Origin of the sequence: Curtobacterium pusillum (genome assembly GCF_007680845.1) — a bacterium.
Lineage (GTDB): Bacteria > Actinomycetota > Actinomycetes > Actinomycetales > Microbacteriaceae > Curtobacterium > Curtobacterium pusillum_B.
Genome location: NZ_VEIY01000003.1, coordinates 418,041 through 443,467, shown reverse-complemented (window position 1 = coordinate 443,467; position 25,427 = coordinate 418,041). Strand labels below are relative to the sequence as shown.

At 71.4% G+C, this 25,427-nt stretch carries 18 protein-coding genes and 1 other RNA gene; 9 read left to right on the top strand and 10 right to left on the bottom strand.

All coding sequences use genetic code 11. The features are described 5' to 3' along the window. Window positions 1-163 precede the first annotated feature (163 nt). The gene (locus FS825_RS09660; RefSeq protein ID WP_144712353.1) at window positions 164-2,275 is read right to left on the bottom strand and encodes a glycogen debranching protein; all 2,112 of its coding nucleotides are present in this window, start codon (window positions 2,273-2,275) and stop codon (window positions 164-166) included. Window positions 2,276-2,334: 59 nt separating this feature from the next. On the opposite strand from FS825_RS09660, the gene FS825_RS09655 reads away from it, so the two are divergent. The 9 genes from FS825_RS09655 to FS825_RS09615 all read left to right on the top strand — a co-directional run bounded on the left by FS825_RS09655 (window position 2,335) and on the right by FS825_RS09615 (window position 11,309). Then, window positions 2,335-3,498 (top strand): cysteine desulfurase family protein, encoded by a 1,164-nt coding sequence (locus FS825_RS09655; RefSeq protein WP_144712351.1) that lies wholly within the window; start codon window positions 2,335-2,337, stop codon window positions 3,496-3,498. A 40-nt stretch (window positions 3,499-3,538) separates the two neighbouring features. Next, window positions 3,539-4,369 (top strand): oxidoreductase, encoded by an 831-nt coding sequence (locus tag FS825_RS09650; protein WP_144712349.1) that lies wholly within the window; start codon window positions 3,539-3,541, stop codon window positions 4,367-4,369. Window positions 4,370-4,476: 107 nt separating this feature from the next. Continuing rightward, entirely contained in the window at window positions 4,477-5,583 is a 1,107-nt protein-coding gene (prfB, locus tag FS825_RS09645; protein WP_144712347.1) for a peptide chain release factor 2, read from the top strand. 63 nt (window positions 5,584-5,646) lie between these two features. After that, window positions 5,647-6,402 carry a cell division ATP-binding protein FtsE gene (ftsE, locus tag FS825_RS09640; RefSeq protein ID WP_144712345.1) on the top strand — a complete coding sequence of 252 codons (756 nt, stop codon included), beginning with the start codon at window positions 5,647-5,649 and terminating at the stop codon, window positions 6,400-6,402. Continuing rightward, the gene (gene ftsX / locus FS825_RS09635; RefSeq protein WP_144712343.1) at window positions 6,399-7,313 is read left to right on the top strand and encodes a permease-like cell division protein FtsX; all 915 of its coding nucleotides are present in this window, start codon (window positions 6,399-6,401) and stop codon (window positions 7,311-7,313) included. Before ftsE ends, ftsX begins: the two co-directional genes overlap by 4 nt. A 214-nt stretch (window positions 7,314-7,527) precedes the next feature. Then, complete coding sequence (gene smpB, locus FS825_RS09630) at window positions 7,528-8,004, top strand: SsrA-binding protein SmpB (protein ID WP_144712341.1); 477 nt, start codon at window positions 7,528-7,530, stop codon at window positions 8,002-8,004. A gap of 115 nt (window positions 8,005-8,119) precedes the next feature. After that, window positions 8,120-8,496, top strand: a transfer-messenger RNA (tmRNA) gene (ssrA, locus tag FS825_RS09625). A 199-nt stretch (window positions 8,497-8,695) separates the two neighbouring features. Continuing rightward, entirely contained in the window at window positions 8,696-9,517 is an 822-nt protein-coding gene (locus tag FS825_RS09620) for a hypothetical protein (RefSeq protein WP_144712339.1), read from the top strand. 127 nt (window positions 9,518-9,644) lie between these two features. Then, window positions 9,645-11,309 (top strand): APC family permease, encoded by a 1,665-nt coding sequence (locus tag FS825_RS09615; RefSeq protein WP_222126912.1) that lies wholly within the window; start codon window positions 9,645-9,647, stop codon window positions 11,307-11,309. Between the two features lie 78 nt (window positions 11,310-11,387). Here the strand turns inward: FS825_RS09615 and FS825_RS09610 are convergent, their stop codons facing one another. The 9 genes from FS825_RS09610 to aroA all read right to left on the bottom strand — a co-directional run bounded on the left by FS825_RS09610 (window position 11,388) and on the right by aroA (window position 25,361). Further along, complete coding sequence (locus FS825_RS09610; protein ID WP_144712337.1) at window positions 11,388-12,695, bottom strand: LLM class flavin-dependent oxidoreductase; 1,308 nt, start codon at window positions 12,693-12,695, stop codon at window positions 11,388-11,390. Between the two features lie 2 nt (window positions 12,696-12,697). Further along, complete coding sequence (locus FS825_RS09605; protein WP_144712335.1) at window positions 12,698-14,113, bottom strand: O-acetylhomoserine aminocarboxypropyltransferase/cysteine synthase family protein; 1,416 nt, start codon at window positions 14,111-14,113, stop codon at window positions 12,698-12,700. A 208-nt stretch (window positions 14,114-14,321) separates the two neighbouring features. Beyond that, window positions 14,322-15,035, bottom strand: a complete 714-nt coding sequence (locus FS825_RS09600) for a M50 family metallopeptidase (RefSeq protein ID WP_144712333.1) — start codon at window positions 15,033-15,035, stop codon at window positions 14,322-14,324. A gap of 162 nt (window positions 15,036-15,197) precedes the next feature. Next, on the bottom strand, window positions 15,198-17,012 hold the full coding sequence (gene glmS / locus FS825_RS09595) for a glutamine--fructose-6-phosphate transaminase (isomerizing) (RefSeq protein ID WP_144712331.1): 1,815 nt from the start codon (window positions 17,010-17,012) through the stop codon (window positions 15,198-15,200). Window positions 17,013-17,411: 399 nt separating this feature from the next. Then, complete coding sequence (locus tag FS825_RS09590; RefSeq protein WP_144712329.1) at window positions 17,412-20,108, bottom strand: helix-turn-helix transcriptional regulator; 2,697 nt, start codon at window positions 20,106-20,108, stop codon at window positions 17,412-17,414. Between the two features lie 476 nt (window positions 20,109-20,584). Beyond that, window positions 20,585-21,367, bottom strand: a complete 783-nt coding sequence (locus FS825_RS09585) for an inositol monophosphatase family protein (RefSeq protein WP_144712328.1) — start codon at window positions 21,365-21,367, stop codon at window positions 20,585-20,587. Window positions 21,368-21,394: 27 nt separating this feature from the next. After that, entirely contained in the window at window positions 21,395-22,591 is a 1,197-nt protein-coding gene (locus tag FS825_RS09580; RefSeq protein WP_144712326.1) for an ABC-2 transporter permease, read from the bottom strand. Window positions 22,592-22,930: 339 nt separating this feature from the next. Further along, window positions 22,931-23,974, bottom strand: a complete 1,044-nt coding sequence (rsgA, locus tag FS825_RS09575; RefSeq protein ID WP_144712324.1) for a ribosome small subunit-dependent GTPase A — start codon at window positions 23,972-23,974, stop codon at window positions 22,931-22,933. A gap of 4 nt (window positions 23,975-23,978) precedes the next feature. Continuing rightward, complete coding sequence (gene aroA / locus FS825_RS09570) at window positions 23,979-25,361, bottom strand: 3-phosphoshikimate 1-carboxyvinyltransferase (RefSeq protein WP_144712322.1); 1,383 nt, start codon at window positions 25,359-25,361, stop codon at window positions 23,979-23,981. Window positions 25,362-25,427: the final 66 nt, after the last annotated feature.

Below are 25,427 nucleotides of genomic sequence, written 5' to 3'. Positions count from 1 at the left end.
GCCGCGCCTCCCGGCTGCTCGTTCGTTCCCAGAACGCGCGCGATGGAATGTGGATCCGGGCGTACCGGGCCGATCTGGACGACCAGGTACGCCCGATCCCGTCAGGTACGCCCGATTCGACCAGGTACGCCCGATGCGACCAGGTCGCCCCGGCCCCGGCTCCCTACGCGACCTCGAACACGTGGATGCCCGGCCCGTACGCCGTGAACACCTGCCCGGCGGGCCGGAGCCGCTCGTGGTCCCGGTGCTTCTCGCTCGACCAGGCCAGCCGGTAGCCGAGCACGTCGTCCCGCACCGGCAACGTCAGGTCGCGCGTCCGCCCGCTGCCGTGCACGACCACGAGGACGCGGTCGAACGGCTCGTGTTCCGGCGTGGACTCCGCGAAGTACTGCAGCGCACGGTGGATCGGTCGGTCCCACCCCTCGAGCGTCATCGGTTGCCCGTCGGGGCCGTACCAGGACATCTTCGATGCACCGGGCGTCTCCTGCCCCTCAATGCCGAAGCGCGTGGGCCGGAGTGCCGGGTGCGCGGCCCGGAGCCGGGAGAGCGCCGCCAGCGACACCGTCATGGCCTCGGCGTCATCGTCGTCGGACCACTCCACCGGGGTGAGGTCGTCCGACACCACGTACGCGTTGTTGTTGCCGTGCTGGGTGCGGCTCCGCTCGTCGCCGGCGGTGATCATCGGGACGCCGGCCGACAGCATCAGGGTCGCCAGGAGGTTCCGCATCGAACGGCCCCGGGCGGCGCGCACCCCGCGGTCGGCGGTCTCGCCCTCAATGCCGTGGTTGAACGAGCGGTTGTCGTTCGAGCCGTCGCGGTTGGCCTCGCCGTTCGCCTCGTTGTGCTTGCCGTCGTAGGAGACGAGGTCGAGCAGGGTGAACCCGTCGTGCGCCGTCACGAAGTTGATCCCGGCGAGGGGCCCGCGCGTGGTGTCGAAGAGCTGGCGGGACCCGGTCAGCGCCCCGGCGAGCGCGCCGATCCCGGTCGTCGGTGTGCCGTGCCGGCGTTCCTCGGCGATGTCGGTGAGCCAGAACTGCCGCACGGTGTTCCGGAAGCCGTCGTTCCACTCGCTCGTGCCCGGTCCGAAGGAGCCCGTCTTCCACCCGTCCGGCCCGACGTCCCAAGGTTCGGCGATGACGAGGACGTCCTGCAGGTCGGGGTGGTTCCGGATCCGTTCGAGCAGCGGGTGGGCGGGATCGAAGACGTGGTGGGCGTCGCGGGCGAGCGCTGCCATCAGGTCGAAGCGGAAGCCGTCGACCTGCACCTCGCGCGCCCAGTACACGAGGCTGTCGACGATGAGTTCGGCCGTCGCCTCGACCGACGTGTCGAGGGTGTTCCCGCAGCCGGTGGTGTCGTAGTAGGAAGCCGCCGAGTCCGACCAGCGGTAGCGGTGGGCGCCGTCGATGCCGCGGAGCGAGGTGGTCGGTCCGCCGAGGCCCTCTTCCGCGGTGTGGTTGTAGACGACGTCGAGCACGACCTGGATCCCGGCCGCGTGCAGCAGCCGCACCATGCCCTTGAACTCGCGGAGGACCGCGGACGCGCCCTCGGCCCGGGCGCCCGGCGATGCGTGCGCGGCGTGCGGGGCGAAGAACCCGAGGGTGTTGTAGCCCCACGCGTTCTCCCGGCCGGCGTCGCGGAGCCACTGCTCGGTGTCGAAGGCGTGCACGGGGAGCAGCTCGAGCGTGGTGACGCCGATGCGGTGCAGGTGGGCGATGGTGCTCTCGTGGGCGATGCCGGCGTAGGTGCCGCGCAGGTGCTCGGGGACGGCCGGGTTCGCGGCCGTGAGCGTCCGGACGTTCGCCTCGTACACGACGGTCCGGTCGACCGGCACGACCGGCTTGACCACGCCGCCCCAGTCGAAGGCGTCGTCCACGACGACGCTGGTCCAGCGGGCGCGCGCGTCTGCCGGGTCGGCGCGGACGATGCCGCGGGCGTAGGGGTCGAGGAGCGGGCGCTCGGGGTCGAACTCGTGCCGGGGGCCGGTCGGGCCGTCGACGAGCAGGTGGTACGTGTCGCCCGGTTCGACACCGGGGACGTCGCCCGCCCAGACGTCGCCCGCCCAGACGTCGGACGCGCGCGTATCGCCCGCCCGCGCATCGCCGACGGGCGGTGCGTCGTCGTCCGTGGCGGCCCCGCCGACCCGGGTCAACGGGAACGTCCCGCGGCCGTCCACCACCACCGAGACGGCCGTCGCCGAGGCTGATCGCACCGAGAACCGCGGCACACCGGTACCGAGGGTGAAGCCCGGGGTCTCGTCGATGGCCGTCTCGTGCATGCCCACCAGGGTACGAGGACGCGCGGGTATCCTGAAAACGTTCGTTCAGGGGGTGCAGTTTGTCGGTCTACCTCGACCACGCCGCGACGACGCCGATCCTGCCGGAGGCGCTCGCCGCGTTCACCGCTGCGCTCGGCACGGTCGGCAACCCGTCGTCCATCCACAGCGCCGGGCAGCAGGCGAAGATGCTGCTCGAGGACGGCCGCGCCGCCGTCGCCGCCTCGCTCGACGCGGAACCGGTCGAGGTCGTCTTCACCTCGGGCGGCACGGAGAGCATCAACCTCGCCGTCAAGGGCCTCTTCTGGGCCCGGCAGCAGGACCGGCCGCGTCCCCGCATCGTGGTCCCGGCCGGTGAGCACCACGCCACCGTCGACACGGTCGACTGGCTCGAGCGGCACGAGGGGGCCGTCGTCGACGTGGTCCCGTTGGACCCGCGGGGTCGCGTCGACCTCGCCGGACTGGAGGCGCGACTCGCCGACGCCTCGGACGTCGCCCTGGTCACGTTCCTGTGGGCGAACAACGAGGTCGGCACCATCCAGCCGGTCACGCGGATCGTCGAACTGGCGCACGCCGCCGGCGTGCCGGTGCACAGCGACGCGGTCGCCGCGTACGGCCAGGTGCCGGTGTCGTTCCGTGAGTCGGGGCTCGACGCCCTGAGCGTGTCCGCGCACAAGATCGGTGGCCCGGTGGGGATCGGCGCGCTCGTCCTCGGACGCCGGGCCACCGTCGAGCCGCTCATCCACGGTGGGGGCCAGCAGCGCCAGGTCCGGAGCGGCACCCAGGACGCCCCGGCCGCCGCTGCGTTCGGGGTCGCCGCGCGGTCCACTCACGCGGACGTGCGGGAGCTGCGTGACCGTCTCGTCGCCGGCGTCCGGGCAGCGGTGCCGTCCGCCGTCCTCATGGGGGACCCGGTCGACCGCCTGCCGGGCAACGCGCACTTCACGTTCCCCGGCTGCGAGGGCGACTCGCTGCTCTTCCTCCTCGACGCGGCCGGGGTCGCCGTGTCGACCGGCTCGGCGTGCCAGGCCGGCGTCCCCGAGGCGTCGCACGTGCTGCTCGCGATGGGGCTGTCCGAGCAGGACGCCCGGGGCGCCCTCCGGATCACGCTCGGGCACACCACGACCGAGGCCGACGTCGACGCGTTCCTGGCGGCGCTGCCGGATGCGGTGGCGCGCGCCGGGGCCGCGGGGATGGCGTCGCGGGAGCCGCTGCTCGGGCGGTAGGCCTGCACCGGAACCCCACACACGACGAAAGGCAGGACCCATGGCAACGTGGCTCATCACCGGATGCTCGACCGGACTCGGCCGGGCGCTCGCCGAAGCCGTCCTCGACCACGGGGACAACGCGGTCGTGACCGCTCGTGACGTGTCGGCGGTGCAGGACATCGCCGACCGTCACCCGGACAGCGCACTCGCCGTCGCACTCGACGTTACGGACGACGACGCGGTGCGAGCAGCCGTCACCGCGGCGGACCAGCGCTTCGGCGGCGTCGACGTCCTCGTCAACAACGCCGGGTACGGCTACCGCGCCGCCGTCGAGGAAGGCGAGGACGACGCCGTCGCCCGGCTCTTCGACACCCACGTCTTCGGCACCGTCCGCACGATCAAGGCCGTCCTGCCGGGCATGCGTGCACGTCGCAGCGGCACCATCGTGAATCTGTCCTCGATCGGCGCACGCATCTCGCCGGAGGGCTCCGGGTACTACGCCGCGGTCAAGGCCGCGATCGAGGCACTCACCCTGTCCTTGCGGAAGGAGGTCGCACCACTCGGTATCACCGCGCTCGCTGTCGAGCCCGGCGGCTTCCGGACCGACTTCGCCGGTCGGTCCCTGACACAGTCGGCGGAACCGATCGCGGACTACGCCGACACGGCGGGGAAGCGGCGCAAGGAACACGACACCGTCGACGGCAAGCAGCCGGGCGACCCGGCCAAGGCCGCGGCGGCGATCATCGAGGCGGTCGAGTCCGAGCACCCGCCGTTCATGCTGCTGCTCGGCAACGACGCGTCCGACGGGTTCCGCGGCGCGCTCCGTTCCCTGCTCGCCGAGGTGGACGAATGGGAGTCGCTCAGCCGGAGCACCGACATCGACGAGTGACGGAGCCCAGCCGGTGGTCGGCAGCGGCCAGAGCGGACCCGCGTGGCGGGGCCGCAGCGCGCCTCCCGGTCGGCCGCGTCGGACCGACGCCGGTAGGATCGGTGACCATGGTCGAACTGGACTTCACCGAGCAGATCTCCGCCCTCCGCGAGACCTTCGGCAACATCCGCTCGGTGGTCGACGTCGACCGCCTGCAGCGCGAGATCGCCGAACTCAGCGAGCAGGCCGGGGCCCAGGACCTCTGGGACGACGTCGAGCACGCGCAGCAGGTGACGAGCGCGCTCTCGCACCGGCAGGCCGAACTGCGGAAGATCACGGACACCGAGCGGCGCATCGACGACCTCGAGGTGCTCATCGAGATGGCGAACGAGGGCGACGACCAGGAGTCCGCCGACGAAGCCGCTGCCGAGCTCAAGGCGATCCAGAAGACCATGGGCGAACTCGAGGTGCAGACGCTCCTCGACGGCGAGTACGACGAGCGCCCGGCAGTGATCACGATCCGGTCCGGCGCCGGCGGGGTCGACGCGGCGGACTTCGCCGAGATGCTCCTCCGGATGTACCTGCGCTACGCCGAGCAGCACGGCTTCAAGACCACCGTGATGGACACGTCCTACGCGGAAGAAGCGGGCATCAAGTCCGCCACGTTCGAGGTCGACGCCCCGTACGCGTTCGGCACGCTCTCGGTCGAGGCCGGCACGCACCGGCTGGTCCGGATGTCGCCGTTCGGCGCCGCGGGCAAGCGTCAGACGTCCTTCGCCGCGGTCGAGGTCATCCCGCTCATGCCCGAGACGATGGTCATCGACATCCCGGAGAACGACATCCGCGTCGACGTGTTCCGGTCGTCCGGCCCCGGTGGTCAGTCGGTCAACACCACCGACTCGGCGGTCCGGCTCACCCACATCCCGACCGGCACCGTCGTGTCGATGCAGAACGAGAAGTCGCAGATCCAGAACCGGGCCGCGGCCATGCGCGTGCTGCAGTCGCGCCTCCTGCTCCTCAAGAAGGAGGAGGAGAACGCGAAGAAGAAGGAACTCGCCGGCAACATCACGGCGAGCTGGGGCGACCAGATCCGCTCCTACGTGCTGGCGCCGTACCAGATGGTCAAGGACCTCCGGAGCGAGCACGAGGTGAACAACCCGTCAGCCGTGTTCGACGGTGACCTGGACGGGTTCATCAACGCCGGCATCCGGTGGCGCAAGCAAAAGGACGACTGAGCCGGTTCGTGAGCCGCGCGCCTGAGTTGCGTTCCGGGCCGGGCGACCTACCCTGATCCGGTCATGATCAAATTCGACCAGGTCACCAAGGTGTACTCGGGCAACCCGAGCCCCGCCCTCGACGCCATCTCCCTCGAGATCCTCAAGGGGGAGTTCGTCTTCCTCGTGGGTGCCTCCGGATCCGGCAAGTCCAGCTTCCTCCGGCTCGTGCTGAAGGAGGAGAAGCCCTCGCGTGGCCAGATCCACGTCCTCGGGCAGCGCCTGGGCGCCCTGTCGTCGCGGAAGGTGCCGTACTTCCGGCGCAACCTCGGCGTGGTCTTCCAGGACTTCCGGCTCCTGCCGAACAAGAACGTGTTCGACAACGTGGCGTTCTCGCTGCAGGTGATCGGCAAGAGCAAGGGCTTCATCAGCGAAGCCGTCACCGACGTGCTGAAGCTCGTCGGACTCGCCGGCAAGGCGACCCGCATGCCGCACGAGCTCTCGGGCGGTGAGCAGCAGCGCGTGGCGATCGCCCGCGCGGTCGTCAACAAGCCGGCGATCCTGCTCGCGGACGAGCCGACGGGCAACCTCGACCCGACGACCTCGGCGGGCATCATGGCGCTCCTCGAACGCATCAACCAGGGAGGCACCACCGTGCTCATGGCGACCCACGACGCCAGCATCGTCAACCAGATGCAGCGCCGCGTCATCGAGCTCTCGAACGGGACCATCCTCCGCGACGAACAGTCCGGCGGGTACCAGACCCAGGCGGTCCCGATCCAGCGCCCCGCCGTCTCGAACACGACCGGCATCCAGACCATCCCGGGGATCATCCGATGAGGCTCGGGCTCGTCATGTCCGAGGTCGGCTCGGGCCTGCGGCGCAACGCGTCCATGGTCGTGTCCGTCGTCCTCGTGACCTTCATCTCCCTCACGTTCGTCGGCACGGCGATCCTGCTCCAGATGCAGATCAACCAGATGAAGGGGTACTGGTACGACCGGGCGCAGGTCGCGGTCTACCTCTGCACCGACACCGACACCACCGGCAACTGCACCGGCGCCAAGGCCACGGACGACCAGCGCAAGCAGGTGCAGGCGCAGCTCGACTCCTCGACCCTCAAGCCGTACATCGAGAAGACGTACTACGAGGACCAGGACCAGGCGTACGACCGGTTCAAGCAGCAGTTCAAGGACTCGCCCGCCACCGAGTTCGTCAAGCCCGAGTACCTCAACGAGACCTTCTGGGTGAACCTGAAGAACCCGTCGCAGGCGGACGTCCTGGTCGAGAGCCTGTCGAAGGTGGCTGGCGTGCAGAGCGTCGTCGACCAGCGCGGGTACCTGCAACCGATCTTCAACCTGCTGAACGCGTCGTCGTACACGGCGATCGGCATCGCGTCGCTCATGCTCATCGCCGCCGTGCTCCTCATCGCGACCACGATCCGGTTGTCGGCGTTCAGTCGACGGCGGGAGCTCGGCATCATGCGGCTGGTCGGGGCGTCGAACCGGTTCATCCAGACACCGTTCGTGCTCGAGGGGGTGATCGCCGCGGCCATCGGGGCGGTCCTCGCGGGTGGGGCGATCGTCGCGGTCGTCTGGTTCTTCGTCCGGAACTACCTGTCGCAGCGGTTCACCGGGACGGCGTTCATCGGCATGGGTGACGCGGCCGTCGTGGTGCCGTCGGTGATCGTCATCGGCATCGTGCTGGCGGGGCTGTCGGCGCTCATCGCGATCAGGCGGTACTTGAAGGTCTGACGCGCGGCCGAGACTCGGCGGTGGCGGCGCGAGTCTCGGGGTGAGCGACCGATCTCGCGGCCCGACGCCCGAGCAGTGTCGCTCGGGGCGAGTCTCGGGGTGGGGGACGCCCACGCGCACCACGCGCGGCGCGCCGGGAAGGTGCGCCGCGCCTCCCGCGTTGGGTAGTCTGTAAGGCTGCACACCCGCAGCGACCGCATGGAAGGGGACACGCATGGCGAAGGAACGCGGCGAGAAGATCGTGGCGACGAACCGTCGTGCGCGCCACGACTACCTCATCGAGGACACGTACGAGGCGGGCATGGTCCTCTCCGGGACCGAGGTGAAGTCCCTCCGCGAAGGGCGTGCCTCGCTCATCGACGGGTACGCCTTCATCGACGGTGGGGAAGCGTGGCTCGACGCCGTGCACATCCCCGAGTACACCGAGGGCACGTGGAACAACCACTCGCCCCGGCGCAAGCGGAAGCTGCTCCTCCACAAGCAGCAGATCGTGAAGATCTCGCACAAGACGGCACAGGGCGGCTACACGCTCGTGCCGCTGCAGATCTACTTCCACGACGGCCGGGCCAAGGTGGAGATCGCGGTCGCGAAGGGCAAGCGCGAGTTCGACAAGCGTCAGGCCATGCGCGAGAAGACCGACAAGCGTGAGGCCGAGCGGGCCATGCGCACCCGGAACCGCGTCGGCGAGTGACGCTGGCGTGTCCGACCCTGGTCGACTAGACTGAGGGACTGCTCCTCGCAGAGCAGTACGACAAGCACCATCGCAACTCAACAGCGTGACAGCGGCTCGCACGTCCGGCCCGCATGGGGATGATCGGTTTCGACATTGCCTGTGTGCCGACGGGAAGCGGGCCGAGGACCCACGGTCATCTCGTCAACGATCCGTGGAAAACAACAAGTGCCAATTCCAAGCGCACTGACTTCGCTCTCGCTGCGTAAGCAGCCCAGCACATGAAGTCCGTCGGCCAGGTGACCGTCCCCTAACCTGATCCCGGCGTCATCCAGAGGACTTGCTGCACGGTTGCGCCTCAGGGCCGTGCGGGACTTGCACTGAGACTGGGCCCGTCGTCCTAGAAGCCGGTAGCAAAGGACGGGGCCGAGCAGAACGAATCATCCGGATACGCCCGTAGAAGACGTCGAATTGCAGCGATGGACGGGGGTTCGATTCCCCCCATCTCCACCATTCGCCGGACACCGAGCCGCTGTCACCCGTTGATCGTCACACCGCAGTACCCGAACGCCCCGTCGCCGTCCACCCGGACACCGACGGGGCGTTCGTCGTGGTGCGACGGGTGTTCGTCGTCACGTCATGTCCGAGGACTACGCTCCGCACCAGGCGCGGGGATCCGCCCGCGTCGGCCGTCGAGTCGAGAGGTCCACACGTGGTGCAGGAGATCGCGATCCGTGTCCGTCTGCGGGAGCAGGAGCGAGTGGGACTCGCCGAGTACGAGCGGGCGGTGAGTTCGGTCGCGACCGTCGCCGCACTGGCCGCGTGGCTCCCGACGCCGGAAGCCCGACTCGTCGTCCGCGGGCGTGGGGCCGAGCCGGTCCGCCTCGAGACCGTCACGTACGGCTCGGTGATCGAGATGCTCGTCGTGCTCGACCAGCGCTCGACCGCCGTGGAGCGGGGAGCGGCGGCGATCGCCGCGCTCATCGAGTCCGTCCGCCACGAGCACGTCGAGGACGACGTCACCGGGGTGGCGGGAGAGCTCGACCGCCTCGACCGTTCGGCGCCGCGGGGCCGGTCGGTGGTCGAGCGGGCACTGCGCGCGTTCCTCGAGGGCGCCCGCGCCGATGTGCTCGCCAGGAAGACCACGACCCGGGTCCGGGCAGCGCAGGCGCTCCTGCGTCTCGCGGAGGACGGGGCGTCGCTCGTCGTCGAGCGGGTGGACGACGCGCTCGCGCCGGTGGTCGAGGTGCACTCGGTGGACGTCATCGCCGACACGGGCAGCGCGGTGGTGGTGGAGCCGGTGGACGGCGTGGAATCGCCGGGGCCGGAGCCGTCGCCGGAGCCGGAACCGGAGTCCGCTCCGTCGCCGAAGGAGCAGCCCGACGAGAAGAAGTCCGACAAGAAGAAGTCCGACAAGAAGGCCGGCAAGAAGAAGAAGTCCGGCGGCAAGAAGGACGACGGCGGGAAGAAGGACGACTCGAAGAAGAAGTCCAAGAAGGACGACGCCAAGAAGGGCAAGAAGTCCAAGAAGTAGTCTGAGTGCCTGTACAGCACCATTGTTTCCATCGTGTTAAAGAATCCGGCCAAGTTGCTGTCACAGTGCCAGAGTCGATGAGCGCGATCCCTGCTCGCGGGTTCGCGCTCACTCGACAGGAGCAACAGTGGCTACAACGACATCGGCGCTGCCGGACTCCGGCCTCAAGCGCAACGTCGGCTTCATCGGGCTCATCTGGGCCTCGACGGGGTCGATCATCGGCTCCGGCTGGCTCTTCGGCTCGCAGGAGGCGCTGAAGACCGCCGGACCCGCCGCGATCATCTCGTGGCTCATCGGTGGCGTGGCGATCCTCGTCCTCGCCCTCGTGCACGCCGAGCTCGGCGGCATGTTCCCGATCGCGGGCGGGACAGCGCGCTTCCCCCACATCGCGTTCGGCGGCGTCGCGGGGGCGTCCTTCGGCTGGTTCTCGTGGCTGCAGTCCGTGACCGTCGCCCCGATCGAGGTCGAGGCCATGATCAAGTACGCGCAGCACTGGCAGTTCGCCCACCCGTGGTTGCACACCACGACGGTGGACGGTGAGACCCAGCAGCTGCTGACCGGCGCCGGCATCGCCGTGGCCGTGGTGCTGATGGCGGTCGTCACGGTCGTCAACCTGCTGAGCGTGAAGATCCTCGCGAACACGAACTCGGCGGCGACCTGGTGGAAGGTCGCCATCCCCCTGCTCGTCATCATCGTGCTGGCCTTCAGCGGCTTCCACGGCTCGAACTTCACCGCGGCCGACGGCTTCATGCCCGAGGGCGCGAAGGGCATCCTCGCCGCCGTCTCGACGTCGGGCATCATCTTCGCGTTCCTCGGGTTCGAGCAGGCGGACCAGCTCGCCGGTGAGGCGAAGAACCCGCGGCGCGACATCCCGCGCGCCGTCATCGGCTCGGTGCTCATCGGTCTCGTGATCTACCTGCTCCTCCAGGTCGTCTTCCTCGGCGTCCTGCGCTCCGACGCGATCCAGGGAGCGTGGGCGACGGCAGACTTCACGAAGTACACGGGTCCGTTCGCCGACATCGCGATGGCCGCCGGCATCACCTGGCTGGCCGTGATCATCTTCATCGACGCGATCATCTCGCCCGCGGGCACCGGCCTGATCTACGTCACCGCGACGAGCCGCATCTCCTACGGTCTCAGCCGCAACGGCTACTTCCCGAAGGCGTTCGAGTGGACGACGAAGCAGGGCGTGCCGTGGGTCGGCCTCATCGTGGCGTTCGTGGTCGGGTGCGCGTGCTTCGCGCCGTTCCCGTCCTGGCAGGGCCTCGTGAGCCTCATCACGAGCGCGTCGGTGCTCATGTACGCGGGCGCTCCGCTCGCGCTCGGTGCCTTCCGGAAGCGGATCCCCGAGATCGAGCGGCCGTACCGGATGCCCGCCGCGACGGTGCTCTCGCCGATCGCCTTCATCGTCGCGAACCTCATCATCCTCTGGACCGGGTGGGACACCGACTGGAAGCTCGGCGTCGCGATCCTCATCGGTGCCGTGGTGATCATCCTCAACAACGTGTTCCGCGGCGCCTCCAGCGTCCGGCCGCGCTGGGACTGGAAGGCGGCACAGTGGCTGCTGCCCTACCTGATCGGCATGGGGCTCATCGTGTTCCTCAGTGACTTCGGTCCGCTGACGCACCCGGTGTTCCCGCTGTGGATCGACATCGTCGTCGTCGCCGTGTTCTCGCTGATCATCTACTACTGGGCGATCAACTCGGCGTCGGATCGTGACGAGATCCTCCGCACCGCCGATGACGTCCGTGAGGTCGAGGAGTCGGGCGTCGTCGAGCCCGTGCACCACTGACGGTCCGTCCTGGCGGACCTGCGATGACGGGAGGCGCGGTGCCGGTCGGCACCGCGCCTCCCGTCTCCGTCCGGCGCGTCAGAAGTCGAACAGGTTCGCCCGGATGCCGCCGGCACCGTACTCGCGTCGCAGGAGCCCCCGGCGCCGGAGGACCGGCACGAGGTCCCCGAACATCCGGTAGATCTGCGCCGGGTGCAGGTCGCCCGAGAAGATGATGCCGTCGTTGTCGGCGTCCGCCCCGAGCTCCTCGATGAAGTCGGCGAACTCGTCCGCGGTGCCGACGAAGCCCTCGCGTGCGGACACCCGGCCCTTGCGCGCCTTGCGCTCGAGGAGCGTCCGCAGGGGAGCGTCCGGGGTGTCCCCGAGCAGTCCGCGGATCGTCCCGGCGGACACGTGGTCACCGAAGGTCCCGGCGGGGATCGGTGCGTCGAGGTCGAGCGCCAGCAGGTCGGTCTCGGAGTCGCTCGACCACGCGATCGCCGCGGTGCGCAGATCGTCGTCGGACGGGTGTCGGGACGCCGACACGATCCGGTCGGCCTCTTCCGGGGACGACACGATCTCCGGCTTGAGGACGAACAGGATCCGCAGGTCCGTGGCGGCGCGCCCGGAGTCCGCAGCGGCGGAGACCACCCGCGCGCGGTAGTCCCGCACGGCCGAGGCGGACAACGGCGCGAGCGCGAGCTGGACGTCCGAGTGCGTCCCGGCGAACCCCAGCCCGCGACCGGAGCCACCGGGGGAGACCACCACCGGGTCGGAGTCGAGCGGCAGCGCGTTGAGCGGCCCGTCGGCGGTGAAGTACGCACCCTCGTGATGGAACGCGTCGAGGGCGTCGCCGTCCGCGAAGTGCCAGTCATCGGCGGAGCCGACGTACCCGTCGGAGCCCCACGAGTGCCACAGGCGCCGCAGCAGGGTGATCCACTCCTCGGCGCGGTCGTACGCGGCGTCGTGGGGGAGCGGGGCGAGTCCGGCGTGCCGGGCGCTGCCGGTGTCCGTCACGACGTTGATGCCGAGCCGCGACCCCGACAGGTGCGCCAGCGTGGCGAACTGCCGCGCGGCGAGGTACGGCGGTGTGAAGCCGGCGTTCACCGTCGGGGCGATCCCGATGTGCGAGGTCGCGGCGAACAGGTACGGCGCCAGCAGCAGCGGGTCGTGCTTCGGTCCGCCGTACGCCTGCCGGATGCGCAGGTCGAGCGTGGACGGGTTGCCGAGCGAGATCGCGTCCTCGGCGATCACGAGGTCCATCCCGGCCTGCTCGAGCGCGCGGACGGACTGCTGGTACAACTCGGGCTTCGTCCAGTCGTGGCCCCAGTCCCAGTCGGAGCGGCCCCATGCCTGCGGGCCGAACCCGCGCGAGAAGAAGTACCCGAAGTGCTGCAGTTCCGCCACCGTCAGAGTTCCTCAGCGATGACGTGGTTGCCGGGAACGGCGTGTTCCAAGGAGGCGAGCTCCGAGTCGGAGCCGACCCGCGCCTCCAGACCGTCAGCGCCGACGGCGACGGTGCCCGCGCGCGCACCCCGCAACGCGGCGAACCCGCGCTCCAGGTCGCGGACCAGGTCCGCGACGTCCTCGATGCCGACCGACAGCCGGATGAGGCCGTCGTGGATGCCCTGGTCGGCGCGCTCCTCCGGCGTCTTGCCGGCGTGCGTCGTCGTGGCGGGGTGCAGGATCAGCGACCGTACGTCCCCGAGGTGGGTCATCCGGCTGAACAGCTGGACGCTGTCGATGAAGGTGTGCGCTGCGGCTTCGCCGCCCGCCAGCGTGAACGCGAACACGGACCCGGCACCGCGCGGCAGGTAGCGCTCGGCGAGGTCGTGGAACGGACTGGAGGCCAGACCCGCGTAGTCGACGCTCGTCACCTCGGCCTGCTCCTCCAGGAAGGACGCGACGGCCAGCGCGTTCTGGCTGTGGCGTTCGACGCGCAGCGACAGCGTCTCGATGCCCTGGCGGAGCAGGAACGAGTTGAACGGCGACGGGGTCGGGCCGAGGCGGGAGGCGACGACGTCGCGCGCGAACACGATGAAGGCGCGGCTGCCGTACCGGTCGACGTAGCTCTCGCCGCCCAGGGAGCGCTCCGGGCTCGTCAGGTGCACCCAGCGCTCGGGGGAGGCGGACCAGTCGAACGTCCCACCGTCGACGACCACGCCGCCGAGCCCGGCACCGTGGCCGGAGAGGAACTTCGACGCCGAGTGCACGATGATGTCCGCGCCGTGCTCGACCGGACGGACCAGGTAGGGGGTCGCCAGCGTGTTGTCGACGATGAGCGGGACACCGGCACGGTGCGCGGTGTCGGCGACACCGGTGATGTCGAGCACGTCGTTCTTCGGGTTCGGGATCGTCTCGGCGAAGAACGCCTTGGTGTTCGGACGGACGGCCGCTGCCCACTGGTCGAGGTCGCGCTGGTCGGCGACGAAGTCGACCTCGATGCCGAGCCGGCCGAGGTTCTGCACGAGCAGGCCCTTCGTGCCCTCGTAGATGCTGCGCGCCGCGACGACGTGGTCGCCGGCCTGCAGGATGCCGAGGAACGCGATCGTCGCCGCCGCCTGGCCGCTGCCGACGAGGATCGACTCGACCCCGCGTTCGAGCAGAGCGACCCGGCGTTCGACGTCGGCGTTCGTCGGGTTGCCGAGCCGGGTGTAGGTGTACCCGTCGTCGGTGCCGGCGAAGCGGTCGCGGGCCTGGTCGAAGTCGTCGAACAGGAAGCCGGAGGACATGTGGATCGCGGGGACCCTCGCGCCGTGCCCCTGGTCGGGCTGGAACCCGCCGTGCACCTGCTCGGTCGCGAAACCGTGCTCCTCGTCCGTCATGGGTCGTCCTCCTGCCGTGGTCGTTCCGGTACTCTCGCAGGCTTCGCCCTGTCGAGCCTGTTTGCGGCGTCCGGTTACGGATCGGGCGGCCCCGCGGTTGCGACACGGCGCACGTCGTTCGACAGGTGCGGCGTCGCATCGTGCCCACACATCGGACTGGAGGCGCGGGTCGGCGCCGCCCCGCGCCTCCCGGCCGCCCACCCGTGCGTCAGACCAGCGCGCGCACGCCCGCGACCACCGTCGCCCACACCTCGAGCAACGGCCCGCGCGCGCACCACACGGCCACCGCGTTCACCGCCACGAACAGCACGAACCAGACGATCGCCGGCACCCGCATCTCGGCCGCCGCGATGTGGAAGTCCGTCTGCACCCGCGCCCCGGTGACGAGCCACCGTGCGACCTGCACGACCGACCGCAGTCCGTCCACCACGAAGAACGCCCCGACCGCGGCGACGACGAGCACCGTGGTCTCCGAGGGGCGGAGCGCGACCCAGAGCGCGAGCGCGTCGAACCCGGCCACGACGAGCAGTCCGAACCAGTTCCGCACGAACGCCAGCGCGACGAGCCCGACGACGCCGAGGACGGCGACCGGCAGCCACCGCGAGCCGTGCAGCACCCCGGTGACGAGGAGCACGCCGGCCCAGACCGGTGCGCTGTAGCCGGCGAAGAGGTTGAGGATCCGCACCAGCCACCGCACCGCTCCCGGCACCCGGCCGAGTTGGACCCAGGCCTCGCCGGACCCGTCCGGGTGCAGCTCGATGCGCTGGATGCGTCCGCCGAACGGCACGACGACGACCGCGTGCCCGACCTCGTGCGCGATGGTCGCGGCGATGCGGGCCACCCGGCCGACGACCGGCACGAACGGCAGGACGGCGCCGACGAGGAGCGCGACGAAGACGAGGGAGGGGGCTGCGGTGGTCAAGGCACCAGGATGGCAGCCCGGACCCGGGAACCACCGTGGAGGCGCCTCAGGACATCCAGGTCGGCAGCACCGCCGCGGCGATCACGATGATCGTCGCGACGATGGCGAGTGCGGTGAGGACGGCGAGGAACACCGTCAACCGGTTCATGCGCGTGTGCCTGGCTATTCGACCGTCACCGACTTGGCGAGGTTCCTCGGCTTGTCCACGTCGCACCCGAACTGGAGCGCGAGTTCGCGGGCGAGCATCTGCAGGGGGACGACGGCCTCGAGCGGACCCCACGGGGCGGTCGCCCGACCCCACGCGAGGTCCCCGGCGACCCGACGGCCGAGCGCCGGGATGTCCGAGCCCTCGCCGCCGATGGTGATGACGAAGCCGCCGCGGGCACGGACCTCGGCGATGTTCGCCTGCAGCCGCGGTTCGCCGTGGTCGACGACGACGACCGGGGTGCCCTCGTCGACGAGTGCGAGCGGGCCGTGCTTGAGCTCCCCGGCCGGGTAGGCCTCGGCCCACCGGTAGCTGAGCTCCTTGAGCTTCAGGGCGCCCTCGGCGGCGTACGGCAGACCGGCTCCGCGGCCGAGGAACAGGAACCCGGTGGCGTCCTTCACGCTCGACACCAGCAGGGGAATCCGGGCGGCGGCGACCGTCGCGGCGTGCTCGATCCGTGCGGGCAGGTCGGTGAGCTCGGCGACGAGGGCGAAGGCCCGCGCGGTGTCGATCCGCCCGGAGGCGACGAGGGCGGAGATCATCGCGGCGACCCCGACGAGGACCTGCGCCGTGAAGGTCTTCGTCGCCGCGACGCCGATCTCCGGTCCGGCGTGGCAGTCCAGGACGGCGTCGGCGCGACGGGCGAGCGAGGAGTGCACGTTGTTCGTCAACGCGAGCACCGGGTGGCGGTCCTCGAAGCGGTCGAGGGCGCGGAGCACGTCCGCGGTCTCCCCGGACTGGCTGATCGCGACGACGAGCGTCCCCGGCCCGAGCACGGCCTGCTCGGCCTCGCTCGCGACGACGATGTCGGTGGGGACGCCGCCGATGCCGCGGAGGGCGGTGGCGATGACCTGGCCGGCGTTGAGCGAGGTCCCGCACGCGACGATCGCGAGCCGGTGGAACCCGGGCAGGCCGAGGCCGACCCACATGCTGCCGTCGGCGGCGCGGCGGGCGACCCGGTCGAGGATCGAGGCGACGACGGCCGGCTGCTCCTCGATTTCCTTCGCCATGTGGTCCGGGTGGTCGCCGAGCTCCAGCGCCGTGGCGGCGAAGGGCGACGGGGTCGGGAACGGCACGGGCACGGTCACGCCGGCGGAGGACCAGGTCCACGCCTCGCCGAGCTCGACGACGTCGCCGTCGCGGAGCGCCACGAAGGTCTCGCACCACTCGGCGATCGCCCCGATGTCGCTGGCCACGAAGTCGCCCCGGGCGGAGCGCGCGACCACGAGCGGGGAGCGCTCGGCCGCGACGACCATGCGGCCGTCCCGCGCGTCGAGGACGACGATCGCCCACGACCCCTCGAGCTGGGCGGCCGCGATCTGCACCGCGAGCATGAGGTCCGGGTCCACGGCGAGGGCGCGCTCGACGAGGTGCGCGATGACCTCGGAGTCGACGTCCGAGCGGAACACGTGGCCCTGCGCCTCGAGCATGGTGCGGAGCCGCTCGGCGTTCTCGATGATGCCGTTGTGCACGATGCTGATGCGGCCGGAGCAGTCGGCGTGCGGGTGGGCGTTCGCCTCACGCACGACGCCGTGGGTGGCCCAGCGGGTGTGGCCGATGCCGACACCGGTCAGCGCGTCCCCCGACCGCGCTGCGACCAGCGTCCGCAGGTCGCCGACCCGGGACACGGAGCGGATGGTCTCGGTCCCGCCGGCGGCGGTCCGCACGGCGATGCCGGCGGAGTCGTACCCCCGGTACTCCAGCCGTTCGAGGCCGTCGAGCAGGTAGGGCGTCGCGTCGTCGGTGACGCGGGCCGCGATGATGCCGCACATCTGGGGTCCCTTCGGGGAGATCGGGGGTGGTGGTGCGGCACCGACCGCCGTCGGGTCTGCCGTGCGTCCGGTCCGCCGGCCCGTACCGCCGCCCGTCCTCGGATCAGGCGAGGACGGACGACGGCGTACGTGGGCCGACGGTTCGGGTACCGGACGGGGTACCACGGGCTGGCTCCCGGGGGAGCACGGCGGTCGGTGCACCAGAAGCCTCACCCGCGGTCGGTGACACGGCAACGGTCGTCGCCCGCTCTTGCGGTTCACCGCGCGCTGCGGTGCGCGGCGGTGCGGGACGTGCGGAGTCCCGCAAAGGGGGGACACGGCCCACGGACGCACGGAACGGACTGGAGGCGCGGTGCCAGCTGGCACCGCGCCTCCAGTCCGTCAGGAGATCGCGTCAGGTCACGTCAGGAGCGCGACCAGGTGCGAGCGCGAACGCGCCCCCACCTTCCGGTAGATCTGCGTCAGACGCAGCTCCACCGTCCGCTGCGACATGAACAGCGACGAGGCGATCTCGCGGTTGCGGTACCCCTCCGTCACCTTCTGCACGACGGCGCGCTCCTCCGCGGTGAGCGAGGTGAGCACGGCCGACGCGTCCGGAGCGCTCCGCGGCGTCCCGGGCACCGGTGCGGACAGCACCGGGGCGGACCGCAGCGACGACGGGGCACCGAACGACGGCATCGCGACCGTCGCAGCGGGCGTGGCGAGCGGACGCCGGAGCCCCGCCGCCTCGTACGCGGCCGCTGCGGCCGCACCCAGGCGCGGCCGGTCCGTCGCGTTCCCCACGGCGGCGAGCGCCGCGAAGGTCCGCGCCCGCTCGAACTGCGAGTCGTGCGGCTGGAACAGCTCCAGCGCGCGTCGACGGGCGGTGTCGCGGGTGGTGTCGTCGGCGATCAGCGCGAGGCTGCGCGCCAGCACGAGCGCACCCCAGCGGGACGGACGTGCGTGGTGGTCCGCTGCCAACCGGGCCGCGATGTTCCGGGCGTCGTCGATCCGGCCGAGGCGCGTGTACGCCTCCACCAGGTCGCCGAGGTGCCGGAGCACCGCCGGGTTCCGCAGGGACCGACCGATGGCGTCGGCGGCTTCGAGTGCCGCCGCGGCCTCGTCGATCCGGCCGTCGAGGAGCAGGACCCGACCGCGCAGCGCGTGCAGCTTGGCGGTCGCACCCCACAGGCGACTCGTGGAACGCTGCGCGAGGCACCGGTCGACGACCTCGAGCGCCTCGGTGGAGCGCCCCTCGGCGAAGTGCCGCCAGGCGATCGCGATCGCACGGGACGGCTCGCGGAGCCGTTCGACGACGGACGAACCGGCCTCCCAGACGTCGATCGCGCGGAGCGCCTGCCGGAAGTTCCCGGAGCGCACCTCGTTCTCGGCGGACAGGTAGCGGGCCGCCTCGGTCCACACCGGCATCGCCTCCTGGCCCCGTGCGAGGACGAGGGCGAAGACGCGCCGTGCACTGCGGTACCGCTCGGCGATGCTCAGCGCGTGGGCGAGGAGCAGCAGGGACGGGTCGGACATGCCGAGGAGCGTCGTGGTGGACAGTCCGTCGTGCAGTTCCGTGTCGGCCGGGAGGGTCCCGTCGACGGCGGCGATGAGCTCGCGTGCCGTCGTCGTGATCTCGACGGTGTGCGGGGACGCCGACCGCCGGAGCGGTTCGGTCCGGGCCAGCAGGTCGCGGGCCTGGTCGAGTTCCCAGGCCTCGGCCCGGAAGGACGCCACCATCGCGAGGAGACCCGCCACCGAGTCGGCGTCGGCTGCGTTCTCCGGGTCCACCGGCACGAGGAGTTCGTCCGCGTGCACGGCGTCGCCGCTGAGGTACTGCACCGAGTACTGCAGGCGGAGCCGACGGATCTCGTCCGCCATCGCCCGGAACGGACGGATCGCGGCGAGGTACCGCGCGGCGAAGCCGAGCAGCCGGTTCGTCAGGAGCGCCTCGGCGACCCCGAGCAGGGCCGCGTGCTCGTCCTCGGTGCCGCCCCCGATGTGGAGGGCACGTTCGGTGAGCACCACGGCGGCCTGCGCGTTGCCGTCGGTCACGTACGACCGCGCGGCCCGGAGCAGCGCGACCACGTCGGGGACGTCGTCGACGAAGCTGCGGTGCCAGGCGGCGGCACGCGGATCGGACTCCGCGCTCGCCGCAGCCATCTCGGTGTGTGCCGAGCGCCGGTCTCGGGCCGGCATCCGCCAGTAGAGCGCGGAGCGGACGAGGGGGTCGCGGACGGTGACGGTCTGGCCCTTGACGGACGTGAGTCCGGCGGAGGCGAGGTCGTCGAGCTCGTCGCGGTCCCACCCGGCGGTCTTCGCCACGGGGACGAGCGCCAACCGTGCCAGGACGTCCAGATCTCGTCCTGCAACGGTGCCGAGCGCCAGGGCCGCGATGGCCTCGGTGGTCGGCGTGGGGCGGAGCGGCAGCACGAGCGGCTCGGAGCCGTTCAGCTGTTCGCGACTGAGCACGGCGAGCTGCTCGCGCAGCGCGCCGGGGTTGCCACCGGTCTCCTCGGCGAGGACCGCGAGGACGCCGTCGTTCGCCTCCTCCGGCGCCATCGAACGGGCGAGCACGAGTGCTTCGTCCGCCGGCAGCGGTTCGATCCGGAGGGTCGGCAGGGCCGCGAGCGGACCGTCCGACGGCACGGTGCGGACCGTGGCGACGACGCGGAGTGCGGTGCCGGCGAGCCGGGACGCGAGGAACGCGATGAGCTCCTGGCTCTCCACGTCCATCCGGTCGAGGTCGTCGATCAGCACGAGCGTCGGCGGCAGGGTGAGGGCGTGCACCGCGTCGAGGAAGTCGTGCGCCGCAGCGAGGCCCGGCGTCTGCCGGTCCTCCGGCGCGTTCCCCTGGAGGAGGTGCGCGATGTGTGCCGTCGCACGGGGGTCGTCGAGTGCGGTGAAGAGCGAGGTCACGCCGGCCAGTGGCCAGTGGGACTCGCTCCCGTTCACACCGACGCGGACGACGGGGAGGGAGACGCGGTTGGACACCGCGTCGAGGACGCTGCTGCGTCCGGAACCAGGGTCGCCGACGACGACCATCGCTGACTCACGAGGGAGTACAGCGAGGGTCGCGATCCGGTCGACCTCGAGACGGCGACCGGTGAGTCCCATGACTCACCGGCCTCCGGGCCCGGAAGCGGATGCAGCGGAGGAGGAGAGCCGGACTGCGGCGCGGCCGTTGGGCACGCGGAGGACCGGACGAGAAGCGGCGAGGGTACGCGCGCCAGAACGGGTTTCGGATTCGGAATGCGGATGACGAGTGAGGGTGCACTCGGTTCCGCTCGGGAACGATGAAGTCATCGTCTGTATCACCCCTCGGGTTAGGGTCTTCGGACGAACACGACCGGTCCGGTACGCCGTTCCGGATCTAGGGAATCCGAGTCGGCTCGTGACCTGTCGCACTAGCAAGATAACTCAGGTTCCGCCCGTGATGGCCGGTCCCCGCAATCGGATCTCGCGGTGGCTGCCCCCAGTCCGGGGGGCCAGTGCCCCCCTCGGGGGGTCCAGTGCCCCCGGCGGGGGTCAGGTGCCCCCGGCGGGGGTCAGGTGCTTCCGGCGGGGGTCAGGGGGCTCGGATCGTTGGGCTGTCAGCGGCGGATGACCTCGACGACGGCGTCGTGCACGAGGCCGTTCGTGGCGAGGGCGCTGCCGTGCCACGGACCCGGGTCGCCGTCGAGCGAGGTGAAGCGGCCCCCGGCCTCCTCGACGATGGGCACGAGGGCGGCGATGTCCCACGGCTTGAGGTCGGGCTCACCGGCGACGTCAAGGACGCCCTCGGCGACCATCATGTACGGCCACATGTCCCCGTAGGCCCGGGTGCGCCAGACCTTGCGGGACAGGTCGATGAGCGGCTGGAGGCGGTCGTCGTCGTCCCACTGCTGGATGCTGTTGTAGCTGAGGCTGGCGTCGGCGAGGGTCTCCACGCCTGATACCCGGAGCGGCCCGTCGAACGAGTGCGCGCCGAGGCCCTCCGCCGCCCACCAGCGCTTGCCCAGGGCCGGGGCGCTCACCACGCCGAGCACCGGGCGGCCGTCGACCGCGAGGGCGATCAGCGTCGCCCACACCGGGACGCCGCGGAGGTAGTTCGCGGTCCCGTCGATCGGGTCGACCACCCACTGCCGGTGTCCTTCGCTGACGGCCTCGGCGCCGGTGTCCGCCGTGGTCTCCTCGCCGAGGAACGAGTCGTCCGGGCGCTCGGCTGCGAGGCGTTCGCGCAGCGCCCGTTCCACCGCCTGGTCGGCGTCGGTGACGTGGGTGCTGTCGGCCTTCTTCGACACGTGCAGGTCGGCGGCGCGGAAGCGCTCGAGGCTGATCGCGTCCGCGGTGTCGGCGAGGGAGCGGGCGAAGTCCAGGTCGGCGCTGAGGTCCACGCCCCGAGCGTACCGGCCGGGTGGTGCCTAGGCGGCCACCACCTCTTCCTCCTCGAGGCGGGTGACCTCGCGCTCGCGGACGATGCGGGCGCGCCGGGCGGCGGCACCGTGCACGACGACGCAGAGCAGCACGGCGGCGGCCAACCAGAGGGCCAGGACGAGGGAGGACCGGCCGAGCGAGGCGCCGGGGAAGTACTGCAGGTCCTGGGCGGCCTGCAGCCACGCGGCGCCGCTCCAGAACGTGTTGAGGCCGGCGAAGAACCCGGGCTGGAACGCCGGCTGGAAGATGCCGCCGGAAGACGTGAAGTTGAGCATCACGAAGAGCATCGTGAGGATCGGGGTCGTCCACCGTCCGAGCAGCGGGTGCAGGCCGACGCCGAGCGCGATGATGATCGCGTCGTACATCCACGCGAACAGGAAGATCTCCCACCGGTGCGTGGTGATGATGCCGTACAGGGGACCGGCGACGAGGATCCCGATGCCGGCGACAACCCCGGCGGTCGCGAGACCGATCACCGCCGTCCAGAGGGCCCGGAGCCGGGTCGCGAACGCGGCGACCGCGATGGCCGAGGCGTAGCCGCCGACGCTCAGGGCGACGAGCAGGAAGAACAGTCCCTGACCGGTGGTGTCCTCGTCGCCGGAGGGCACCACGTCCTGCACGGTGAACGGCAGGTGTGCCCGGTAGGCGATCGGCATGAAGATCTTCTGCGCGGCCGTCGCCGTGGTCTCCGACGCTGCCGTGGACACGTAGAGGGTCGCCCCCGTGGTGGTCGGGGCGTACACGGCGGCGAGGTCGCGGTCCCGGACCTGGCGCTCGGCCTCGGCGGTCGAGGCGACGACGTGCGTCACGAGGGCGCCGTCGGACTCGTCGGTCACGGTCTGGGCGAACACCTGCGTCGCCGCACCCTGGCCGACGATGCCGACCGGGAGGTCGTGCGGCGTGGGGGCGTGGAAGGCGCCGAGGTACGCCAGGCCCATGCCGACCGCGAGGAACAGCGGCACGAGGATGTGCGAGCCGAAGCTGAGGAGGAGGCGGCCGAGGCCCGGCGGGCGGAGGGTGGAGGGGTCGTTCGGCTGCCGTGTCGTCCGGGTCGGGCGCGGTGCGACGTGCGAGTGCGGGGCGGACGGGGTGCTGTGCACGTGCGACGTCGTCGTCGGCATGGGGGAGGACGGGGCGTCGACGGCGGGGGTCGGCGCAAAGTTGTACTTTGCAACTTCAGACACGTGGCCCAACTGTACAACCCCGGTGCGTACCTGTCGAGCGGCGCCCGGGCGCCCGTCCGCTGAGCGCCCGCCAGCCGAGCGGGCGAAATCCGTCCCGCTCGGCGCCGCGGGCCGGCCGGTTCCGCCCGTTCGGCGAACGCGAGCGGCGTGTTCCGCCCGCTCGGGCCCCGCGGCCGGGCGGCATGCCGCGCGCCGGACACCCGGCTCGGGCAGAGCGGACCCGGCCCGAGCGGGCGAAATGTGTCCCGGTCGGCGCCGCCGAACGATGGGTTCCGCCCGTTCGGCGAACGCGAGCGGCGTGTTCTGCCCGCTCGGCGAAGGGGAAGGCGCCGCGGGCGGCTACTCCGTCCCCGGGTCCTCCGCGCCCATGCCGGTCAGGAGCGCCCGGAACGAGTCGAGCCGCTCCACCCCGGTCGGCCCGAGCTCCCCGGCGGCGACCCGGTCGACGATCTCCCAGTCGTGGGCCTGCGCCAGCGGGATGCCGTCCCGAGCGGGGAGCACCGGGATCGCGTGCGAGGCGAACGCCCGGAAGACGTTCGCGGGGTCGACGTGCCCGAGGCCGAACGACCGGACGCCCGGCGTGTCGATGATCCACCCGCCGTCCCGCACCTGCAGCGCGATCGACGACGACGAGGTGTGCCGCCCTCGCCCGGTCACCGCGTTCACGACCCCGGTCGCCCGCGAGGACCCGGTCAGCGCGTTCACGAGCGTGGACTTGCCGACGCCGGAGTGCCCGACGGTGACCGTGACCTTGTCGTCGAGGACCTCGTGCAGGGCCTCGAACGGCACGTCGTCGGCACGGCTCGTCACAATCCGGAGGTCCAGGCAGGCGAAGTGCGCCAGGAACGGCGTCGGATCGGCGAGGTCGGTCTTCGTGATGCAGAGCACCGGATCGAGCCCGGCGTCGAACGCCGCCACGAGGTACCGATCGATCAGCCTCGTGCGGGGCGCAGGATCGGCGGCGGCCACCACGATGAGCATCTGGTCGGCGTTCGCCACGATCACGCGCTCGACGTCGTCGGAGTCGTCGGCGCTCCGGCGCAGCAGGGTGGTGCGCTCGGCGACCTTCACGATGCGCGCGAGGGACCCGGGCTCGCCTGACACGTCACCGGCGAGGAACACCGTGTCGCCCGTGACGACGGATTTCTTGCCGAGCTCCCTGGCCTTCGTGGCGGTGATGACGGCATCCCCGACCAGGACCCCGAACCGCCCGCGGTCGACGTTCGTCACCCAGCCGGTCGGGGCGTCGTCGTACGTCGGCCGGACCTTCGTGCGCGGCCGGTTGCCCTTCGGGTTCGGCCGGAGCCGCACGCTCGACTCGTCGTACTGCCCGTACGGCTCGTCCTCGTCGGAGTCGTCGCCACCGTCGTCCCACCAGCTCATCGCGTCACACTCCCGAGTCGTCGGCCCCGGCGGTCGCCACGAGCTCGGCCCACAGCTCCGGGAACTGCGGCAGGGTCTTCGCCGTCGACCCGATGTCGTCGACGGCGACGCCGTCGACGACGAGGCCCACGATGGCGCCGGCGGTCGCCATCCGGTGGTCCTCGTACGCGGCCCAGGGACCGCCGTGGAGCACGGCAGGCTCGATCCGGAGGCCGTCGTCGAGTTCGTGCACCGCGCCTCCAGACAGGTTGACGTCCGCAGCCAGCGCGGCGAGCCGGTCCGTCTCGTGCCCACGCAGGTGGCCGATCCCGGTGATCTCGCTCGGCCCGTCGGTCAGTGCGGCCAGCGCGACGAGCGCCGGTGCCAGTTCGCCGCCGCGGCTGAGGTCCAGGTCCACACCCGGAAGGGAGGCCCCACCTCGGATCCCGACGCCGCCGTCGACGACCAGGTCCGCACCGTCTCGGGCCACGGTCGCGCCCCACAGGGGCAGGAGCGTCTCGAGGTCGGCGCCGACCTGCGTCGTCTCGGTCGGCCAGGTGCGGATGCGGACGGTGCCGCCCGCGACGAGCGCGGCGACCGCGAACGGAGCGGCGTTCGACAGGTCGGGCTCGATGGTGACGTCCCGCGCACCGATCGGCCCGGGGTGCACGACCCACTCACCGACGGCCGGCTCGTCGACACGGACCCCGCGGGCGCGGAGGGCGGCCACGGTCATCTCGATGTGCGGCAGGCTCGGCAGGCGCTCGCCGGCGTGGGTGAGGTGCAGCCCCTCGTCGAAGCGCGGCGCCGACAGCAGCAGCCCGGAGACGAACTGGGACGACGCCGACGCGTCGATCGTGAGGGCACCGCCGCGGACCGACCCGGTGCCGGTGAACGTGAACGGCATCGAGCCGCCGCCGTCGTCCGTCACGTCGACGCCGAGGTCGACGAGGGCCTGGATGATCGCGTGCATCGGGCGCTTCCGCGCGTACGGGTCGCCGTCGATCGTGACCGGGCCGACGGCGAGGGCGGCGAGCGGCGGGAGGAACCGCATGACGGTGCCGGCGAGGCCGCAGTCGACGCGCTCGTCGCCGTGCATCGGCGCAGGGGTGATCCGGAGGTCCGGTCCGTAGGGGTTCAGGGTCGCGTCGTCGTCCGGGACGACCTCCTCGATCCCGACCCCGAGCTGCCGGAGCGCCGCGATCATCAGCGCCGAGTCGCGGGAGTGCAGCGGCAGCCGGATCGTGGACGGGCCGTCGGCGAGGGCGGCGAGCACGAGCTCCCGGTTCGTCAGCGACTTCGACCCGGGCAGCGAGACGTCGCCGTGGAGCGGACCGCGCGCGAGCGGGGCGGTCCAGGGGGCGGGACGGGACTCGGTCCCGCTGTGGGAATGCGTCGTGGCAGCCATCGGTTCACAAGGGTACTGAACGCACCGGGAGGATCAGTGGCGACAGCAACACTCGCACGACCGCGG